Here is a 19,191-nt window from a genome sequence, read left to right on the forward strand (position 1 = left end):
CCATTCTTAGATTTTATAAATGTAGCCATATTATTCCCCTGTGCAATTTTGCGTGCAATTTTGTGCAATGATTTTTGTTTTATGATCTTTTCATAGCTTTTTTAAACTGAAAATACTGTTTAAATATACAGTAAACGAATTATTTACACAAGAGGAAAATGGATGGGTATTTATGTAATATATTGATATTATTAGATTTTATATAAAAAAAGAGCCTTCCAATTATGGAAGGCTCTCTATACACTTTTTGTGATTGGTGCTCTGGGCGAGACTCGAACTCGCACATCCGTTGGACACTACCCCCTCAAGATAGCGTGTCTACCAATTCCACCACCAGAGCTAAATCTATTTATTGAGGAATATCGTTATTTTGCTGTTGTGTTTCAGCAGGAAGTTGTTGAAGCTGTTCAACTTTACTTAAATCTTCGAACTGACTCTTTGGTGCTTGAGCTTGAGTATTTAAATTACCAATCACTAAACTAATTGCAAAAAATATGATCGCTAATATTGCTGTAGTTCTAGATAGGAAATTCGCTGAACCAGCAGAACCAAAAACAGTTCCTGCTGCACCAGCACCAAATGATGCTCCCATATCAGCACCTTTACCTTGTTGGATTAAGATAAAACCAACAAGTAAAACAGCAATACATAAATACACAATAGTTAACACATTAATTAACATTTTATTCTCTTTAATCTAATTTAAAATAAAATTCCGCATAAAGCGGAATATTTTTAACACCCGAAATAATATAAGGTTATGCTTTTTCTTGCAAGATAATTTTTATAAATTCAGTATATCCTGATTTATTTTTCATCAGTCATCTTATCTTTTCGGTTATTACCACTTTTTCGATAAGGTGCAAGCGGTGAGATCCTAGCTAAATTTTGTAAAATTTCAGGATGTGGAGACCTTAATAATTGCACTAAACTGACACTTAACTCATTCATAAATTGATGGTAGCTTACTTGTTTTTTGCTTATATTTGTTAGTTGCATTTCCCAGTGAGCTGTCATATCTGGTAACGTTGCACTTTCTGGAAGAGCTTGAATCAAAGTTCGTCCGAGTTCTGTACTATGAATATTTCGTCCTTTCTTTACTAAAAATCCACGTTTAAATAATAATTCAATAATTCCTGCACGTGTAGCTTCTGTACCCAATCCATCTGTTTCTCTTAATATTTTTTTCAGTTGCTTATCTTGTACAAAACGAGCAATACCTGTCATTGCTGAGAGTAATGTAGCATCGCTAAAATAGCGAGGAGGTTGAGTTTTTTTTGTCAAAATTTGCCCATTATCACAATGTAAAACTTGATCTTTTTTTACTACTGGTAAAAGAGGCTCTATAGCATCATCGCTATCTTCTTTGCCTAGTAATGATTTCCAGCCAGCAATAATTAGATTTCGTGCCTGAGCAACAAATAGGCCCCCTGAAATATTCAATTCAATTTTACCTTTTCTAAATTGAGCATCTGGACAAAACTGTAATAGATATTGACGAGCAATCAATGAATAAATTCGTTTTTCATTTTCAGTTAATCTAACATTTCCTGTTCTAGCTGTTGGAATAATGGCATGATGAGCTTCTACTTTTTTATCATTCCAACATCTATTTCTAATGTTAAAATCAACTACATCTGGTAATTGGTTATATTCTTCTAAATGCCCACTGATAGCCTGAGCAACTTGAAAACGATCACTGAAATGCTCTTGCGGTAAATAGCGATTATCTGAACGAGGATAAGTAATTAATTTGTGAGTTTCATACAGTTTTTGACAAATATCCAACACATTTTGGGCTGATAGCCCAAATTTACGTGCAGCATCAATTTGTAATGCCGATAAAGAGTAAGGTAATGGAGCTGTTTCTATTTCAACCTTATCTTGATATTGAGACACAATGGCAGGTTTATCAGTAATTCTTTTCACAACATTTTCAGCTAACGCTCGCGATAAAACCCGCCCATCTTCATCTTGATAATCCTCGCAAGCTTTGCTTGGTTGCCATTGTGCCTTAAAGTTCTCGTTTGTTTCAGGTATAGTGATATTGGCAATCACCTCAAAATAATCTTTTGGGATAAAATTTTCGATTTCTAAATCACGACGAACAATAAGCCCTAGAACAGGAGTCTGTACTCGACCAACAGATAACATACCTTTGTAGCCTTGTCTTTGTCCTTGTAAAGTATATGCACGAGTCATATTGATACCATATAACCAATCAGCTCTTGCTCGTGCTAAAGCCGATGTTGCTAAAGGTATAAAATCTCGGTTAGATTGCAGTTTTTCAATCGCTTTTTTTACTGCATTTGGGTTAAGGTCACTAATTAAACAGCGTTGGATTTGAGATATTCTTTCTGATCCTAATTTTAGGTAGGCAAACACTTCATCAACTAATAATTGTCCTTCTCTATCAGGATCTCCTGTATTGACTAAAATATCCGCTTTACGAATAAGTTTTTCGACAACTTTGAATTGCTTTAAAGTTTCTTTTTTGGGAAGAAGTTTCCATTGTTGAGGAATAATGGGTAGATGTTCAATACGCCAAGTTTTAAAGCGTTCATCATAAGCATCTGGCTCAGCTTGCTCGAGTAAGTGTCCAACACACCAAGTAACAACATTTCCTTCACCACACTCAATAAATCCATCCTTAGTTGAATGAGGCTTGGGCAAAACTTGGGCGATTGCACGCCCAAGACTTGGTTTTTCTGCAATAAATAAACGCATACCATCAAAAAAACTTCACTACATATAATTTACTAATTAACACCTTGAGAAGATAAAATCATTTGGCATAACTTCGGTGGCTGAGGTAATACTTTAGATTTAGATGATGTAGAGGGTTTTGCTGGCTCAAACCAAGAATAAAGCTCCGCACCACATCCATCCCCTGCTGGTGGTGGGGCTTGGTTTTCACACTGTTTTGCATCAGCAGGACAACCTAATCTGACATGAAAATGTGAATCATGTCCAAACCATGGACGAATTTTTCGTAACCAGCCTCTATCATTCCCTGCAGTATTACATAATTTTACCTTGATAGCAGGATTGACAAAAATACGATCAACATTATCATCTGATGCAGCTAACTTTATTAATTGAGTGTGATTAGCTGTCCACAAACGTTCATCAACTACTTTCGCAGTACGATCAACCATAATCGTTGCTAGTCCTGCAGGATTTTTCGCTGTTTTATCATCCATAGGTCCAAATTTCAACCAAATGTCTGCGTCTAATCCTGTTTGATGACTTGCATGACCTGATGAAAAACGTCCACCAGCAGGCATTCCCATATCACCAATTAATATTGGTGGAAGCCCTGAAGCTTTTGCACGTTGGCCTAAATTGATCAAGTAACGTAATAATTTGGGATGTCCGTAATAACGATTTTTGCTAGATCGAATAACTTGATACCCATCTCCTTTTAATGCTAAAGGTTCTGCGCCAATAATACAGCCATTACTATATCCCCCAATAGATTGTGCTGCACCAGCAACCGGTGTTTTAATTTTTTCCCATGGAGTTGCCAAAGATATCCCTGAAATAAAAGGAATACATGCAACCACTAATTTTAGTAATTTCATATTATTGTTCCTAATTTAAAAAAGCAAAATCACTGTTAATATCAACCATTCTAGTTTAATACCCTATGAAAAGCAAAAGTTGTATTTTTATTCTCTACTCAATAAGTTAGCGTATAAAAACTTTTGACGAATGAAGATAAAAAGTCTAGCATTTACCTACTTTAATTTATAAAACCTGAGGAACGTTATATGGCAAATACTAATGCACAATGCTTTCATGATATGTTGGAATATGTTCATCTTTATCGTTTAAAAAACAAACTTCTCAGAGATACTGCTGATAATGATAGAAAAATTCGTGATAACCAAAAGCGAATTTTACTGTTAGATAACTTGAACCAATATATTACAGAAGGTATGTCTATCGAGGATATCAGAGCAATTATTGCAAATATGCGCGAGGATTATGAAGCTCGTGTTGATGACTATACAATTCGCAATGCAGAGTTATCTAAACAACGTAAAGAAATTCGTAAACAAATGGCAAACCACAGCCATAAAAAAGCAGAGAAATAATTACTTTTTTGTTAATAGATACTTAAAACTACGAATATTTAACCAAAAATATTCGTAGTTTTTTATATAAAAATCACATATTACCTAAAATATCTAGCGCATCAGAAAGTTTCTTAACTGGAAAGACTTCCATGCCTGTAATAGCCTTTTTGGGTGCATTTCCCGCTGGCACAATAGCTCGTCGAAACCCATGTTTAGCTGCTTCACTCATTCTCTCTTGTCCACTCGGTACAGGACGAATCTCTCCAGCTAATCCTACTTCTCCAAAAACAACAAGATCATCAGGTAACGGCCTATTTTTAAAACTAGAAACTAAAGCCAATAGTAGAGCAAGATCAGCACTTGTTTCTGTTACTTTTACCCCACCAACTACATTCACAAAGACATCTTGATCAGACATCTGCAAACCACCATGTCGATGTAATACAGCAAGAAGCAATGATAATCTATTTTGTTCTAAGCCCACCGCTACTCGACGAGGATTTGCTAACATAGAGTGATCAACTAATGCTTGAATTTCAACAAGTAGTGGGCGTGTTCCTTCCCAAATAACCATTACGGAACTGCCTGATGTTTGTTCTGAACTACGACTAAGAAAAATAGCAGATGGGTTTTTAACTTCCCGCAGCCCTTGCTCTGTCATCGCAAAAACACCTAACTCATTCACTGCGCCAAAACGGTTCTTTTGACTTCTCAATGTCCTATAACGGGAATCTGACTCACCTTCAAGTAATATGGAGCAATCTATACAATGTTCTAATACTTTTGGCCCTGCTAGAGTACCATCTTTTGTGACGTGACCTACCATAATAATGGCGACTTGGTGTGTTTTCGCATAACGTGTTAAAAAGGATGCGCACTCTCTTACTTGCGAAACACTTCCAGGTGATGATTGAATATCAGATAAATGCATGACTTGAATAGAGTCAATCACAATAAGCTGAGGTTTTTCTTGATCAGCAATATTACAAATATGCTCCACAGATGTTTCAGAAAGTAATTTTAACTTTTCGCTCGGCAATCCCAATCGATGAGCGCGCATTGCGACTTGTTGTAAAGATTCTTCCCCAGTCACATACAATGTGGAAATACTATTGGATAAACCACACATAACTTGTAATAGTAAAGTACTTTTCCCTGCCCCAGGATGTCCGCCAATCAAGATGGCACTACCGGGAACAATACCACCACCAAGTACACGATCTAGTTCTAGAAACCCACTGGTAAATCGAGGAACATCTTGTAAATCAATCTCAGAAAGTACTTTAACTTTACCAGACGTTTCTCCAGCATAACCATTTAATCTATGATTACTAGGCTCTTGTTTTGCAGAAACAAGGCGAACTTCGCTAATCGTATTCCATTCTAAACAAGCCTTACATTGCCCCATCCAACGAGCATACTCTGCCCCACATTGATTACAAACATAAGCTGTTTTGGGTGCTTTAGCCATTTAATCTCAACCTCGTTCCTAATTATTTTTTACTTGTTTATATTGATATGATAGTACCAAAAAATACTGTTTAAAAAAACAGTTATTTAACTTATTTTTCGAGTGTGATCGCAAAAGTATAAGGAGCTTATAGATTTATTTTCTAGATCACTCACACTGAATACCATCCACCAAATAAACTATCAAACCTAAAGGTAACTCTATGAAAAATATCTACATAAATAAGGCTATTAAAGCATTCACGCTCATCGAATTGATGATTGTTATCGCCATCATTGCGATTCTTGCAACAATAGCTATTCCTTCTTATAACAGCTATACAAAAAAGGCTGCCCTCTCCGAATTATTGCGCGCATCTTCAACCTATAAAGCCGATGTAGAAATATGTATTTACAACACAGGGACCTTAACAAACTGTTCAGCAGGAAAAAATGGTATTCAAGCTGCATTAGCTGATAATGATGAAAACAAGTATCTAAAATCTGTTGCTGTTTCATCTGGTGTAATCTCCGTTGAAGGCAAAGCTAGCTTAGAAGGATATGGCTATACCCTTACATCTAAGATAGGTGATAGTACTATTAGTTGGTCAACAACCTGTAAAGGTGAAGATACCAGTTTATTCCCAGCTAACTTCTGCGATTCATAATATTCTAGCGTAATAAAGGTTTAATTATGTCATCCATATATTCAGTTTGCGAAATTAGTACACAACAGATTTTTACGATTACAGAAGAACTCTGGCAAGAAAATTGTGAAAATAAACATATATTACAGCGTTATTTAGCCATTCCAGTTAAAGAAACAAGTGATACATTGTGGCTGGCCATTGATGATCAAAATAATTTTAATGCAAGTGATAGTTTTGCCTTTATGCATAATAAAAAAATTGAGCAAATTATTATTTCATCTGAAGAATTAAAATATTTGCTTAATACGCTTTCTCCAAAGAACGATTTTACTGATGAATTTTCTGATATAAATTATGGATCCGAAAAACCTACAAGCAAATTGGATTACAATGAACCAATTATCCAAATTCTGGATAATCTTTTTAAATTTTGTTTACAACAAAATGCTTCCGATATTCATATAGAACCAGCTAAAGATAAGCTAATCATACGCTTGAGAATAGATGGATTACTGCAAGTTTATAAAACTCTTCCTCAACATTTAGCCAATCGCCTAATTTTAAAAATTAAACTACTTGCTAATCTTGATATTAGTGAATCTCGCCAACCACAAGATGGACAATTTAGCTTTACTACTGTACTGTCAGAATATTTAGATTTCCGTGTTTCTACATTACCCACCTATCATGGAGAAAAATTAGTATTACGATTGCAAAAAGATAAACCTGTTCAACTAGATTTCATCACTTTGGGCTTTACTCCACAACAGAAAGAAACTTTATTACAGGCATTAAGCCAACCTCAAGGGCTTATACTTGTTACAGGCCCAACTGGAAGTGGCAAAAGTATTACCTTGTATACCGCATTAAATCATTTAAACCAGATCGATAAACATATTCTCACGGCGGAAGATCCCATAGAAATTGAGATTGAGGGTTTAATTCAAACACAAGTTAATGCATCTCTCAATCTTACTTTTAGTAAATTATTAAAGACTTTCTTAAGACAAGACCCTGATATTATTATGCTAGGCGAAATTCGAGATCCTGAAAGTGCCAAAATTGCATTAAGTGCCGCTCAAACTGGGCATTTGGTTCTATCAACACTTCATACCAATGATGCCCCCTCTGCAATTGATCGACTTATACAGCTAGGTATTGATGAATATGAAATTAGAAATTCGCTGTTATTAGTTATCGCTCAAAGGCTTGTTAGAAAACTGTGTAACAAATGCCTTGGTAAATCATGCAACCACTGCTACCAAGGCTATAAAGGGCGAGTTGGCGTATACCAATGCTTATCTCGTTCTGCAAAAGAATTTGATAAACAGACCGCTTGTTTAGACTACTCGTCTTTATATCTTAGTGCTAAACAAAAGATAGAATCAAATCAAACTAACTTAGCAGAAATCAAAAGAGTACTTGGATATGCATAAGTTATATGAATATCGCTGGAAAGGGCTCAATCAATTAAACGTCAAACAGAAGGGAAAATCACTAGCTCAAAGCGATGATGATTTAGAACAAAAGCTTACAACCAAGGGCTACAGTCATATTCATATCAACCGTAATTTTGTTATTCCTCAGAAACCAAAATATGATGAAATTACCCAAGTTATCAATCAATTATCACTATTATTAAATGCAGGTATTCCTCTTAAATCATCATTAAATATCATTACTAATACCTGCTTAAATATCAAACTCACACAATGGTTATTAAGTATTACTGCTCAATTAGAAAAAGGCTTCAATCTTTCCCACTCACTACAAACTAAAGAGAGCTATTTATCAACCCAAGAAATATTATTAGTAAAGATTGGTGAAAAAAGTGGCAGACTTTCAACTATATTGGAACAGATTGTGCTATCTCGCTTAAAATCGGAAGGATTAAGAAAAAAAGTAAATAAAATTGTATTTTATCCTGTCATTATACTCAGTATATCAATTATTTTATCACTACTCTTGATGATTTTTATTGTTCCACAGTTTGCTGAATTATATACATCTAAAGATAAGGAACTTCCCTTACTGACTGAAATAGTATTTAATCTATCTTCATTTATAATCGAAAATTATGCTTGCCTCATTTTCACATTTTTAGCTGTATTTATTATTTATAAATTTCTGTTAAAAAAGAAAACAGAAAAATTAAAGCATAAACTTTTTACCTATATCCCTATTTTTGGCCAAATCATACATACACAAAAAATTGTATTCTTTTTTAACTATTTCTCGCTAATGCTTGATGCTAACCTTAAATTAGAGAATATTTTGCATACTTTTCTTAATGCAAGTCACAATGATCCTTTTCTTAATAGAGAAATATCCATTATGCTCTCCTCAATTCAAAAAGGCTATTACCTACATCAAGGTATCAATGGGCATATTTTTGGCGAAGATGTCGTTCAAATGATTTACATTGGTGAAAAAAGTGGGAAGTTATCTAGTATGATGAATAAAATAAGTCAAATATATCAAGAACGACTTGAATATAAAATTGATATACTTTCTCAATTGCTTGAACCTATCATAATGCTAGTAATTGGTTCTATTGTGAGCATTATCATTATCGCCTTATACTTACCAATTTTTGAATTAGGTAGCATAATATGATTATGCTTAATATTATCTTATCAACACTACTCTTCTTTTGGTTCAAACGAGAAATCAGTTTATTCCATTATCGAACACACAAAAATATATATAATGAAATGAATAGTGTTATAAATTTAAAATTCTCATTAAATCAATTTATTAAAGAATCTACTATTACAAGAAAAAACTGCACAAAAGAAATTGTTATATTACCATTATTGATATTCATACCACTCTATTTTCAACATAAATCAGAAAATATTATACTTATTAGTATGATATTAGTTTATCTTTCGCTATTAGATTACACCTATTATCTTACTGAAATTAAGTATATTGGTATTATCTTTACATTATCACTTATTCATACACTTACTAATGATAAAGTAAATATAGATAGCAATATAACTTGCTTACTGTTTACTATAATATTCTTTATTTCTTTTAATTATATAGCTGAATGGGTTATACAACGAGAAGCTATTGGATTTGGTGATATTTTATTACTTATCGCTTTATCACCATTATTTACGATAGAAGGTATAGCATTACTGTTATTTATCGCAAGTTTAGCTGGAATAGTTTTTTATGAAGGTTATTATTTATATAAAAAAGAAAGACTATCGAAATTACCTTTCATTCCTTTTATTACAATTGGATTTATTTTGACGATTTAACCCTCCCCTAAAAAGAGGAGGATTTTTACTGTGAATTAGCTTTCGTTATAGATTTCTAAGTTTTCTTCTTGCTTAGATAACTGTGATTTAGCTTTGTCATTACGAGCTTGTGCAATGCTATCTAAATAGGCTTGATCAATATCTCCTGTAATATATTCACCCGTAAAAACAGAGGCATCAAAAGCTTTAATTTCTGGATTTTCAAGTTGTACTGCTTTAAACAGTGCCTCTAAATCTTGGAAAACCAAACGATCTACACCAATTATTTTAGCAACTTCCTCAACTGAACGATTATAAGCGACAAGCTCTTCACTTGTTGGCATATCAATACCATATACATTTGGATAACGAACTTCTGGTGCAGCTGATGCAAAATAAACCTTATTTGCCCCAGCTAAACGAGCCATTTCGACAATCTGTTCAGATGTTGTGCCACGTACAATAGAGTCATCAACTAGCAGTACATTTTTACCCTTAAATTCACTCGCTATCGCATTTAATTTGCGGCGAACAGAAGATTTTCGCTGTGCTTGTCCCGGCATAATAAAGGTTCTTGCCACATAACGATTTTTCACAAATCCTTGACGATAAGGTTTATTCAGTACATTAGCAATTTGTAAGGCTATATCTGTCGAGGTTTCAGGAATTGGAATTACCACATCAATTTCATCTAAAATATCTTTCCATTCATTTGCGATTTTCTCACCTAAGAAACGTCCCATATGTACTCTTGCTCCATACACAGACACACCATTAATCACAGAATCTGGACGAGCAAAATAAACATATTCAAAGATACAAGGATTTAATTTTGGATTATCTGCACAAATTGCGGAATGAAACTCACCATCAAAGGTAATATAAATAGCCTCACCTGGCTGAACATCTCTTACATATTCAAAACCAACGATATCCAACGCTGTTGTTTCAGAAGCAAACATATATTCCGTTTTGCCATTTTCTTCACGTTGTCCTAATACTAAAGGTCGAATGCCTAAAGGATCACGAAAAGCAACAATACCATGTCCAATAATCATAGTTAAACATGCATAAGCACCTTTGATCACCTTATTTGTATTACGTACCGTTTCAAAAATATTTTCTGGCGTTAAAGGTTCTGTTTGATGTTGATCTAAGTAGTAAGCGAAAATGTTAAGAAGAGCTTCTGAATCAGAATTAGTGTTTACATGACGCTTTGCTAATGTAAACAATAGTTTTTTCAGTTCTGTATTATTAGTTAAATTCCCATTGTGCACTAAAGTTAATCCATAAGGTGAATTTACATAAAAGGGTTGAGCTTCTGATACGCTTGAACTACCTGCCGTTGGATAACGAACATGCCCAAGTCCTACATTACCTTGCAAACGTAGCATATGTTCTTGACGAAATACATCACTAACTAAACCATTTGCTTTACGTAAACGAAAACGATTTTCTTCATCAATTGTTACAATTCCCGCAGCATCTTGTCCTCGATGTTGTAAAAGTGTAAGCCCATCATAAATAGCCTGATTAACCGGAGAATGTCCTACAATCCCGACAATACCACACATAATAACCCCTAATTAGTAGTTGATTCTAAAAAACTTGAATTCGCTTGTAATTGCTCGAAAAACCATTTAACAATAAAATCAAAATGTGGAATTAATTGAGATTCCTTCCAAAGTTCGCTTTGACTAAATTGCGTGAATGTATCTAAGAAAAATAAAATTGCAGCAACAATAAAAATACCACGTAATACGCCAAATCCTGCACCTAATACTCTATCCGTTCCTGATAATCCTGTTTTATCGACTAACTTACTAATTAATGCATTAATAAGGCTACTTACAATCAATACAGCAAGGAACAAGATAGCAACAGCAATACCATTACGTAAATATTCTGATTTCTGTAAATAAACTGAATCGACTTGTAACAAGAGTTGTGATAGTGCTTGATAAAACTGACTAGCTATAAAGAAAGCTAATACCCATCCAACTAAAGATAAGACTTCTTGAACAAATCCTCTCCATAAACTGACTAATAATGAAAAAACAATAATACCGATAATAATATAATCAACCATAAAACCTCTATTTCAGTTGGAGAACTAATCACTATTTTACAAAAAAAGAAAACGTTTGCGTAGTCCTTAATAGAACTAATTCACAAACGATTCCATCTTATTCTTTAATCTCTCAAAATCGCATACATTTTAGCATATTATTTAGAAGACTAAAGACTCTAAAAACATATTAACTATTCACTTTGAGTAAGTAATAATCTAAATTTAACGATCTCTTTTTACAATAAAATCTGCTAACTCTTTCAATGAAGTCGTGTCAAATGGCAAGCTAGATAAAGCTAATAAGGCACTTTGATGTAATTCACTAGCCTTTAATTTAGCGCCATCTAAACCTAATAATCTTGGGTAAGTACTCTTGTTCAAAGCTTCATCTGCACCAACCACTTTACCAATTTTTTCACTTTGTCCAACAACATCTAAAATATCATCTTGCACTTGAAATGCTAATCCAATAGCTCGTGCATATTGCTGTAAAGAAGTCTTGATTATCTTATCTTCCACATAATCAGATAAATTAAATCCCATCAACACAGAAGCCTCAATCAAAGCGCCAGTCTTATTACGATGAACCGTTTCCAATTCCTCTAAAGAGATTAATTTATTTTCTGATTGTAAATCCAAACTTTGCCCTAAACACATCCCTCTCGCCCCAGCTGCAGTAGATAAGGTTTGGAATTGAGCAACTTTTTGCTCTGCTGAGAGGTTTGGATCGCTCGACAACAATTCAAAAGCAAAACTTTGTAAGGCATCACCAGCTAAAATCGCCGTAGCCTCATCAAAAGCGATATGGCAGGTTGGTTTTCCTCTTCTCAGTGAATCATCATCCATTGCTGGCAAATCATCATGCACTAATGAATAAGCGTGAATAGATTCCATTGCTGCTGCGGAATAATCCAATTTATCTAATTCTACATTCAATGTGTTACCCGTCGCATAAATAAGAAATGGACGAACCCGTTTACCACCAAGCAGTACCGCATACTCCATCGCATCAATTAATGGCGCATCCGCTTTATCATATAGTGCGAATTGGTTCTTGAGGAATTGATTGATACGTTGTTGATAATAGCTTAAATCAGTAGAAAATTGATCAGTCATTATTGATAATCCGAAAGTTCACTTGTTTCATTTTTTTGCAAAAGAATTTGAATACGTTGCTCTGCTTTTTGTAGACGTTCTTGTCCTTGTTGCACCAATTTAATTGCGGTTTCAAATTCATTTAAAGCTTCTTCTAAAGGTAAATCGCCTGCCTCTAAATGCCCAACAATTTCTTCCAGTTCTTTTAATGTTGTTTCAAAATCAGGAGTGGGTTTCTTTGCCATACCAATATCCTTACTTATATTATGCTAACTCTACAAGCGGTCATTTTACTTGAGAATTTTGCAAATGTAGATTATTTTTACTCAATCTATTATACAGATTATATCAATTCTAATATATGCAAATATCACAACTCCATTTATACCCAATAAAATCAACACTACCCTACACTGTTCATCAAGCATTTGTACAACCTCAAGGGCTTAATTTTGATCGTGAATTTATGATCACAGAAGTTGATGGCAAATTTATCACAGCTAGAAAAGATGAAATACTCTATAAATTTTCAGCATATCCTCTACCGACTGGAATGGTGATTTCCGCCCCAGATGGTGAGAAACTTTTTGTTCATTATCACGATTTTTCACAAACACAATCGAGTGAAGTATGGGGCAATCACTTTCCATCCTTTGTCGCAAACGAAAAAATAAATCAATGGCTAAGCCTCTATTTTAATCGCCCTGTACAATTACGTTGGTTAGGGCAACAAAGCCAGCGACAATTATCCCAAAGTAATTCTATGCCAATGAGTTTTGCTGATAGCAATCCTATCTTACTTACCTCTGAAAAATCGTTAGCGCAATTAAATGAATGGTCGCCAATCCATTCTATAATGCAACAATTTAGAAGTAATATTGTGATTGATGGTTTAAAAGCTTTTGAAGAAGATCATTGGCAGCGAATTCAAATTGGCGAAGTAACATTTACTGTCGCACAGCAATGTACTCGTTGCATTCTCATCACTCGTAATATTGAAACGAATCAACTTGATCCTAATGCAGAACCTTTTAGAACTCTCAAAAAATATCATACCAACGAAAAGGGTAAACCGACTTTTGGAATTCATTTGATTCCAGAAAACAGTGGCGTGATAAAAATTGAGGATAAAGTGATTGTATTAGCTTAGTTAAATTTAGGAGGGTAAAAATGTCCGTATTACACGATAAAGAAAATCATCGTTTTATTTTCCAAACAGAGCAAAATAAACTGATTGGCGAACTTAATTATCATTATGTATCAGATAAGGTTCTCAATGCCTATCACACAGAAGTCGATGTAAATCATCAAGGAGAAGGCATTGCAGGAAAACTTTACAATGCCTTGATTGAATTTGCTGAACAAAATCAATTAAAGATTCAGCCAAGCTGTAGTTATATTGAGAAAAGAATGACGAGAAGTCACGCTGAATTAATTGCTTGATTGTCGTTTCATAAGAAGGGCAACTGCTTCAGCAGCAATCCCTTCTTGTCGTCCTGTAAATCCAAGTTTTTCTGTTGTAGTTGCTTTCACATTTACTTGGTTAATATCACAGCCTAAATCTTCTGCAATAATTTTTCTCATTTCATCAATATAAGGACGCATTTTAGGTGCTTGTGCAATAATAGTTAAATCCACATTGCCAACTATGTAACCTTTTTCTTGTACTTGGCGATATGCCTCAATCAATAAATGACGACTATTCGCCCCTTTATATGCCATATCTGTATCAGGAAATAATTTTCCAATATCGCCTAAGGCCACAGCCCCCAGTAAAGCATCCGTTAAAGCGTGTAATGCCACATCCCCATCTGAATGAGCAATAAAACCTCTTTCATAAGGAATTGTTACCCCACCAATAATCAATGGACCTTGTTCACTAAATGCGTGTACATCAAAACCGTGACCAACTCTAAACATTTTCTTGATTCCTTAATAAATAAAATTCAGCTAACGCAAGATCTTCTGGACGAGTCACCTTAATATTATCACTTCGTCCTTCAACCAACTGAGGATGTACACCTTCCAATTCCATTGCAGATGCTTCATCAGTAATCGCTAAATTTTTCGTAAATGCATTCGCTATTGCACTCTTGAGTATCTCAGCAGGAAAAAATTGAGGAGTAAGCGCATGCCATAAAAAACTACGATCTTCAGTATAGGTTATAGTTTTACCATTTTCTGTTCTTTTTATTGTATCAATTGCTGGTGTCGCTAAAATAGCACCACTTTCATCCGTAATTTGCAAAAGTTTATCCAGATCTGACCGCTTCAAACAAGGTCTAGCAGCATCATGAACTAATGCCCAATCGCCTTCATTTAACTTCTGTAAAGCATTAAAAACAGAATGAGCTCGGGTTTCCCCACCAAACACTAATTCAATTTTAGGATGCTTTAAAATCACTAAATCAGAATAAAATGGATCTGTTTCTGATACAGCTACAATAATTTTTTGAATTTCAGTGTGTTGCAAAAAAGGTTGAAGCGTATGCTCTAAGATCGTTCTACCTTGTATCTCAAGATATTGCTTAGGCCTATTTGTACCCATTCGGCTTCCAACACCAGAAGCAGGAATAATGGCAATAATATTTCGCTGCACAATTACCTCAACTAATCACTTGACACAATACGATAAAATACTTCATCAGGTTTAACCATTTCTCGCTCTAATCTCGCTCTCTCTTCAAGTGCATTCACACCAGTTTTAAGATCTTGGATTTCAGCACTGATCAAGTTATTACGCTCAGTCAATTGTTCATTCTTTTCACGCAATTCTACTACTTTTACTTGCGCATCTTGATATTCAGTCCAACCATTTTTACCAAACCAAAAACTAAACTGTAGGTAGCACAAAAGTAAAGATAAGAAGACAATTAAAACTTTCATTTATTTTTCTCATTTAATTAGTTGTAAGATTGTTAAAACATTGCACCAATAGTGTTATATATATTGCAAGATTTCTTTACTATTTTAGACCTATTTTACCAGATCAATATTTTTATTTGTAAATTTTTCGAGAAATGCGCAAAAATTTGATTTAGATTGCATTTTTTAAAAAATTATTACCTATAATATGCACAGTTATTATTTTAAATTTAACCAATATGAGGTGTTACTATGTCAAATCGTGTTGTACAAGAACTTGAACTTTTAGGTATTACTAACGTAAAAGAAATCGTTTATAACCCAAGTTATGAGCAACTCTTTGAAGAAGAGATGAAACCTGGATTAGAAGGCTTCGAAAAAGGTCGCTTGACAACCTCTGGTGCTGTAGCTGTGGATACAGGTATTTTTACGGGCCGTTCACCAAAAGATAAATATATCGTATTAGATGAAAAAACAAAAGATACGGTTTGGTGGACATCTGATGCAGCAAAAAATGATAACAAACCAATGAACCAAGCTACATGGCAAAGTTTAAAAGAGTTAGTGACTAACCAACTTTCAAACAAACGCTTATTCGTAGTTGATGCGTTCTGTGGTGCTAACCCAGATACTCGTTTAGCTGTGCGTATTATAACTGAAGTTGCATGGCAAGCTCACTTTGTAAGAAATATGTTTGTTCGTCCTTCTGAAGCTGAATTAAAAGACTTTAAACCAAACTTTGTTGTGATGAATGGTGCAAAAGTCACTAACCCTAACTGGAAAGAACAAGGTTTAAATTCAGAAAACTTTGTTGCATTCAATATTACTGAAGGCATTCAATTAATCGGTGGTACTTGGTACGGTGGTGAAATGAAGAAAGGTATGTTCTCAATGATGAACTACTTCCTTCCATTAAAAGGTATCGCATCAATGCACTGTTCTGCTAACGTAGGCAAAGATGGTGATGTTGCAGTATTCTTCGGTTTATCTGGTACAGGTAAAACAACTCTTTCAACAGATCCAAAACGTCAATTAATCGGTGATGATGAACACGGTTGGGATGATGATGGTGTATTCAACTTCGAAGGTGGTTGCTATGCGAAAACAATCAATCTTTCAGAAGAAAATGAACCAGATATCTATCATGCAATTAGACGTGATGCATTATTAGAAAACGTTGTAGTAAAAGAAGATGGCTCCGTTGCATTTGAAGATAGCTCAAAAACAGAAAATACTCGTGTTTCTTACCCAATTTATCACATTGATAATATCGTTACGCCAGTATCAAAAGCTGGTCACGCTAAGAAAGTAATCTTCTTAACTGCTGATGCGTTTGGTGTATTGCCACCAGTATCTAAACTTACTCCAGAGCAAACTAAATACTATTTCTTATCTGGATTTACTGCAAAATTAGCAGGTACAGAACGTGGTATTACTGAACCAACTCCAACATTCTCAGCATGTTTCGGTGCTGCATTCTTAACTCTTCACCCAACACAATATGCTGAAGTATTAGTTAAACGTATGCAAGCATCTGGTGCAGAAGCATACTTAGTTAATACAGGTTGGAATGGTACTGGTAAACGTATCTCAATCAAAGATACTCGTGGTATTATCGATGCAATCTTAGATGGTTCTATCGAAAAAGCAGAAATGGGTTCATTACCAATCTTCAATTTAGCAATTCCAAAAGCATTACCAGGTGTTGATCCTGCAATCTTAGATCCTCGTGATACTTACGCAGACAAAGCACAATGGCAAACTAAAGCAGAAGATCTTGCAGGCCGTTTCGTGAAGAACTTCGAAAAATACACAACTAATGATGAAGGTAAAGCATTAGTTGCAGCGGGTCCTAAAAAATAATTCTGCTAAATAATTTATAATGCAAGAGGGCTAGTGAAAACTAGCCTTTTTTTTGTAGTTAAATTTGTAGTGAAATTTATGGTTAAACTCACCGCTTACTAACTGCAATAATTGGTAATAACTGACAAAATTAATTTTGATTTAGGTATAATGCCCTATTATTTATATTTAATGAGAGAAATTATGGCAGTTATTGCACAAAATCCACTGGTCTTAGTTGACGGTTCATCTTATCTATACCGAGCTTTTCATGCATTCCCTCCTCTTACCAATAAACAAGGCGAGCCAACAGGAGCAATGTATGGCGTGTTAAATATGCTAAAAAGTTTAATTTCCCAAGTTGAGCCAAGCCATATTGCAGTGGTATTTGATGCAAAAGGAAAAACATTCCGTGATGATTTATTCGAGCAATATAAATCTCACCGCCCACCAATGCCTGATGATTTACGTTCTCAAATTGAACCACTTCACACAATGATAAAAGCACTCGGTATTCCACTACTTTCTATTGAAGGTGTAGAGGCGGATGATGTAATTGGTACCCTTGCTATTCAAGCTTCACAAGCAGGAAAAAATGTGCTGATTAGCACTGGCGATAAGGATATGGCACAGCTAGTCAATGAGCATATTATGCTAATCAATACAATGAATAATACCTTGCTTGACCGTGAAGGTGTCATTGAAAAATATGGCATTCCGCCTGAATTAATTATTGATTATTTAGCTCTACTCGGTGACTCATCGGACAATATTCCGGGTGTAAAAGGTGTCGGCGAAAAAACGGCCTTAGCTTTATTACAAGGTTTAGGCTCAATGAAAACAATTTATGCCAACCTAGATAAAGTGGCTGAATTAGGATTCCGTGGTGCAAAAAACTTTGCTCCAAAATTAGAAGCAGAAAAAGAAATTGCGGATTTATCTTACTTGTTAGCGACCATCAAAACGGATGTTGAGTTAGATGTCACTCATGATCAGCTTACGTTGCAACCGCAACAACGTGATCAACTAGTTGAATTATTTGGTCGTTATGAATTTAAACGTTGGTTAAATGAAACATTGGATGATACAAATCCTGTGACAAAAATTAACTCAGAAAAGATCCCGAATAATTACCAAGCTACCTCATCTATCAGTTCACAAGCGGTCACTTCTGAGATAAAAATTGCAAAAGTAACGATTGATCGTACCGCTTATCAATGTGTAAATACTAATGAATTATTCACCGCTTGGCTCAAAAAATTAAACGAATCAAAACTTATTGCAGTAGATACAGAAACAAACAGTTTAGATGCAATGAGTGCAGAGTTGGTTGGGATTTCATTTGCACTTGAAAATGGTGAGGCTTGCTATATTCCATTAACTCATAAAGGCTTAGTAAGCGAACCACAACAAACTGATATGTTTGATGACGTTGAAGAAACAACTAAAACAACAGAAATCTTACTACCAAATCAATTAAATAAGGCAGATTGTTTAGCTCAACTTAAACCAATTTTAGAAAATCCAAACATCAAAAAAATTGGGCAAAATATTAAATATGATCTGACTATCTTTGCACAAAATGGCATTGAGGTGAAAGGTGTTGCCTTTGATACGATGCTAGAGTCTTACACATTAAATAGTACAGGCAGACACAATATGGATGATTTGTCTGATCGCTACTTAAATCATAAGACAATTCCTTTTGAGGAATTAGCTGGCAAAGGAAAAAATCAGAAAACCTTTGATCAAATTGAAATTGAAAAAGCGACTGAATATGCCGCCGAAGATGCGGATATCACAATGAAACTGCATCAAGTTTTATATGCTGAATTAACCAAATCACCTGAACTTCAAAATCTTTTTGAAAAAATGGAAATGCC

20 protein-coding genes and 1 tRNA gene are annotated in these 19,191 nt (G+C 34.6%); 9 read left to right on the top strand and 12 right to left on the bottom strand.

The window, feature by feature from the left end:
• Window positions 1-254: 254 nt before the first annotated feature.
• From Q1J40_RS07895 to mepA, 4 genes are all read right to left on the bottom strand, one after another.
• Window positions 255-340 (bottom strand) — tRNA-Leu (locus tag Q1J40_RS07895).
• A 9-nt stretch (window positions 341-349) separates the two neighbouring features.
• The gene (secG, locus tag Q1J40_RS07900; RefSeq protein WP_301099566.1) at window positions 350-682 is read right to left on the bottom strand and encodes a preprotein translocase subunit SecG; all 333 of its coding nucleotides are present in this window, start codon (window positions 680-682) and stop codon (window positions 350-352) included.
• Window positions 683-807: 125 nt separating this feature from the next.
• Entirely contained in the window at window positions 808-2,727 is a 1,920-nt protein-coding gene (locus tag Q1J40_RS07905) for a DNA topoisomerase III (RefSeq protein ID WP_301099567.1), read from the bottom strand.
• A gap of 32 nt (window positions 2,728-2,759) precedes the next feature.
• A complete protein-coding gene (gene mepA, locus Q1J40_RS07910; RefSeq protein WP_301099568.1) occupies window positions 2,760-3,584 on the bottom strand; it encodes a penicillin-insensitive murein endopeptidase in 825 nt (274 codons plus the stop codon).
• Between the two features lie 189 nt (window positions 3,585-3,773).
• On the opposite strand from mepA, the gene Q1J40_RS07915 reads away from it, so the two are divergent.
• Window positions 3,774-4,100 (top strand): DUF496 family protein, encoded by a 327-nt coding sequence (locus tag Q1J40_RS07915; RefSeq protein WP_301099569.1) that lies wholly within the window; start codon window positions 3,774-3,776, stop codon window positions 4,098-4,100.
• A gap of 73 nt (window positions 4,101-4,173) precedes the next feature.
• Here Q1J40_RS07915 and radA read toward each other — a convergent pair whose 3' ends face one another.
• A complete protein-coding gene (radA, locus tag Q1J40_RS07920) occupies window positions 4,174-5,553 on the bottom strand; it encodes a DNA repair protein RadA (RefSeq protein ID WP_301099570.1) in 1,380 nt (459 codons plus the stop codon).
• Between the two features lie 202 nt (window positions 5,554-5,755).
• Here radA and Q1J40_RS07925 point away from each other — a divergent pair, with 202 nt between their 5' ends.
• From Q1J40_RS07925 to Q1J40_RS07940, 4 genes are read left to right on the top strand one after another with little or no spacing between them, the layout of a single operon-like run.
• Entirely contained in the window at window positions 5,756-6,199 is a 444-nt protein-coding gene (locus Q1J40_RS07925) for a pilin (protein ID WP_301099571.1), read from the top strand.
• Window positions 6,200-6,225: 26 nt separating this feature from the next.
• Window positions 6,226-7,617: a GspE/PulE family protein gene (locus tag Q1J40_RS07930; RefSeq protein WP_301099573.1), complete on the top strand. Its 1,392-nt coding sequence runs from the start codon at window positions 6,226-6,228 to the stop codon at window positions 7,615-7,617.
• A complete protein-coding gene (locus tag Q1J40_RS07935) occupies window positions 7,610-8,797 on the top strand; it encodes a type II secretion system F family protein (protein ID WP_301099574.1) in 1,188 nt (395 codons plus the stop codon). Before Q1J40_RS07930 ends, Q1J40_RS07935 begins: the two co-directional genes overlap by 8 nt.
• Window positions 8,794-9,456, top strand: coding sequence for a prepilin peptidase (locus tag Q1J40_RS07940; RefSeq protein WP_301099575.1), 663 nt, complete (start codon window positions 8,794-8,796; stop codon window positions 9,454-9,456). Before Q1J40_RS07935 ends, Q1J40_RS07940 begins: the two co-directional genes overlap by 4 nt.
• Window positions 9,457-9,491: 35 nt before the next feature.
• Here Q1J40_RS07940 and purF read toward each other — a convergent pair whose 3' ends face one another.
• The 4 genes from purF to xseB form a co-directional block, all read right to left on the bottom strand.
• On the bottom strand, window positions 9,492-11,009 hold the full coding sequence (gene purF / locus Q1J40_RS07945; protein ID WP_301099576.1) for an amidophosphoribosyltransferase: 1,518 nt from the start codon (window positions 11,007-11,009) through the stop codon (window positions 9,492-9,494).
• An 8-nt stretch (window positions 11,010-11,017) separates the two neighbouring features.
• Window positions 11,018-11,524, bottom strand: coding sequence for a CvpA family protein (locus Q1J40_RS07950; RefSeq protein ID WP_301099577.1), 507 nt, complete (start codon window positions 11,522-11,524; stop codon window positions 11,018-11,020).
• 204 nt (window positions 11,525-11,728) lie between these two features.
• The gene (gene ispA / locus Q1J40_RS07955) at window positions 11,729-12,622 is read right to left on the bottom strand and encodes a (2E,6E)-farnesyl diphosphate synthase (RefSeq protein WP_301099578.1); all 894 of its coding nucleotides are present in this window, start codon (window positions 12,620-12,622) and stop codon (window positions 11,729-11,731) included.
• Window positions 12,622-12,846 (bottom strand): exodeoxyribonuclease VII small subunit, encoded by a 225-nt coding sequence (xseB, locus tag Q1J40_RS07960; RefSeq protein WP_121121918.1) that lies wholly within the window; start codon window positions 12,844-12,846, stop codon window positions 12,622-12,624. Before xseB ends, ispA begins: the two co-directional genes overlap by 1 nt.
• 116 nt (window positions 12,847-12,962) lie before the next feature.
• On the opposite strand from xseB, the gene Q1J40_RS07965 reads away from it, so the two are divergent.
• Both Q1J40_RS07965 and Q1J40_RS07970 read left to right on the top strand, forming a co-directional pair.
• Window positions 12,963-13,751: an MOSC domain-containing protein gene (locus Q1J40_RS07965; protein WP_301099579.1), complete on the top strand. Its 789-nt coding sequence runs from the start codon at window positions 12,963-12,965 to the stop codon at window positions 13,749-13,751.
• A 20-nt stretch (window positions 13,752-13,771) separates the two neighbouring features.
• Window positions 13,772-14,044, top strand: a complete 273-nt coding sequence (locus tag Q1J40_RS07970) for a GNAT family N-acetyltransferase (protein WP_301099580.1) — start codon at window positions 13,772-13,774, stop codon at window positions 14,042-14,044.
• On the opposite strand, the gene ispF is transcribed toward Q1J40_RS07970, so the two are convergent.
• Genes ispF through ftsB form a run of 3 tightly spaced genes read right to left on the bottom strand, consistent with a single transcriptional unit; the run spans window position 14,033 to window position 15,487 of the window.
• The gene (gene ispF / locus Q1J40_RS07975; RefSeq protein ID WP_301099581.1) at window positions 14,033-14,521 is read right to left on the bottom strand and encodes a 2-C-methyl-D-erythritol 2,4-cyclodiphosphate synthase; all 489 of its coding nucleotides are present in this window, start codon (window positions 14,519-14,521) and stop codon (window positions 14,033-14,035) included. The two genes, Q1J40_RS07970 and ispF, sit on opposite strands and share 12 nt — an antisense overlap.
• Window positions 14,514-15,200 (bottom strand): 2-C-methyl-D-erythritol 4-phosphate cytidylyltransferase, encoded by a 687-nt coding sequence (gene ispD, locus Q1J40_RS07980; protein WP_301099582.1) that lies wholly within the window; start codon window positions 15,198-15,200, stop codon window positions 14,514-14,516. The genes ispF and ispD overlap by 8 nt, the downstream gene beginning before the upstream one ends.
• An 11-nt stretch (window positions 15,201-15,211) precedes the next feature.
• Entirely contained in the window at window positions 15,212-15,487 is a 276-nt protein-coding gene (ftsB, locus tag Q1J40_RS07985) for a cell division protein FtsB (protein WP_301099583.1), read from the bottom strand.
• A 231-nt stretch (window positions 15,488-15,718) separates the two neighbouring features.
• On the opposite strand from ftsB, the gene pckA reads away from it, so the two are divergent.
• Window positions 15,719-17,329, top strand: a complete 1,611-nt coding sequence (pckA, locus tag Q1J40_RS07990) for a phosphoenolpyruvate carboxykinase (ATP) (RefSeq protein ID WP_301099584.1) — start codon at window positions 15,719-15,721, stop codon at window positions 17,327-17,329.
• 183 nt (window positions 17,330-17,512) lie between these two features.
• On the top strand, window positions 17,513-19,191 hold a 1,679-nt coding region (locus tag Q1J40_RS07995), incomplete at its 3' end, for a 5'-3' exonuclease H3TH domain-containing protein (RefSeq protein WP_301099585.1).

The sequence above is a fragment of the Otariodibacter sp. genome (assembly GCF_029256985.1).
In the GTDB taxonomy this organism is placed as follows: domain Bacteria; phylum Pseudomonadota; class Gammaproteobacteria; order Enterobacterales; family Pasteurellaceae; genus Otariodibacter.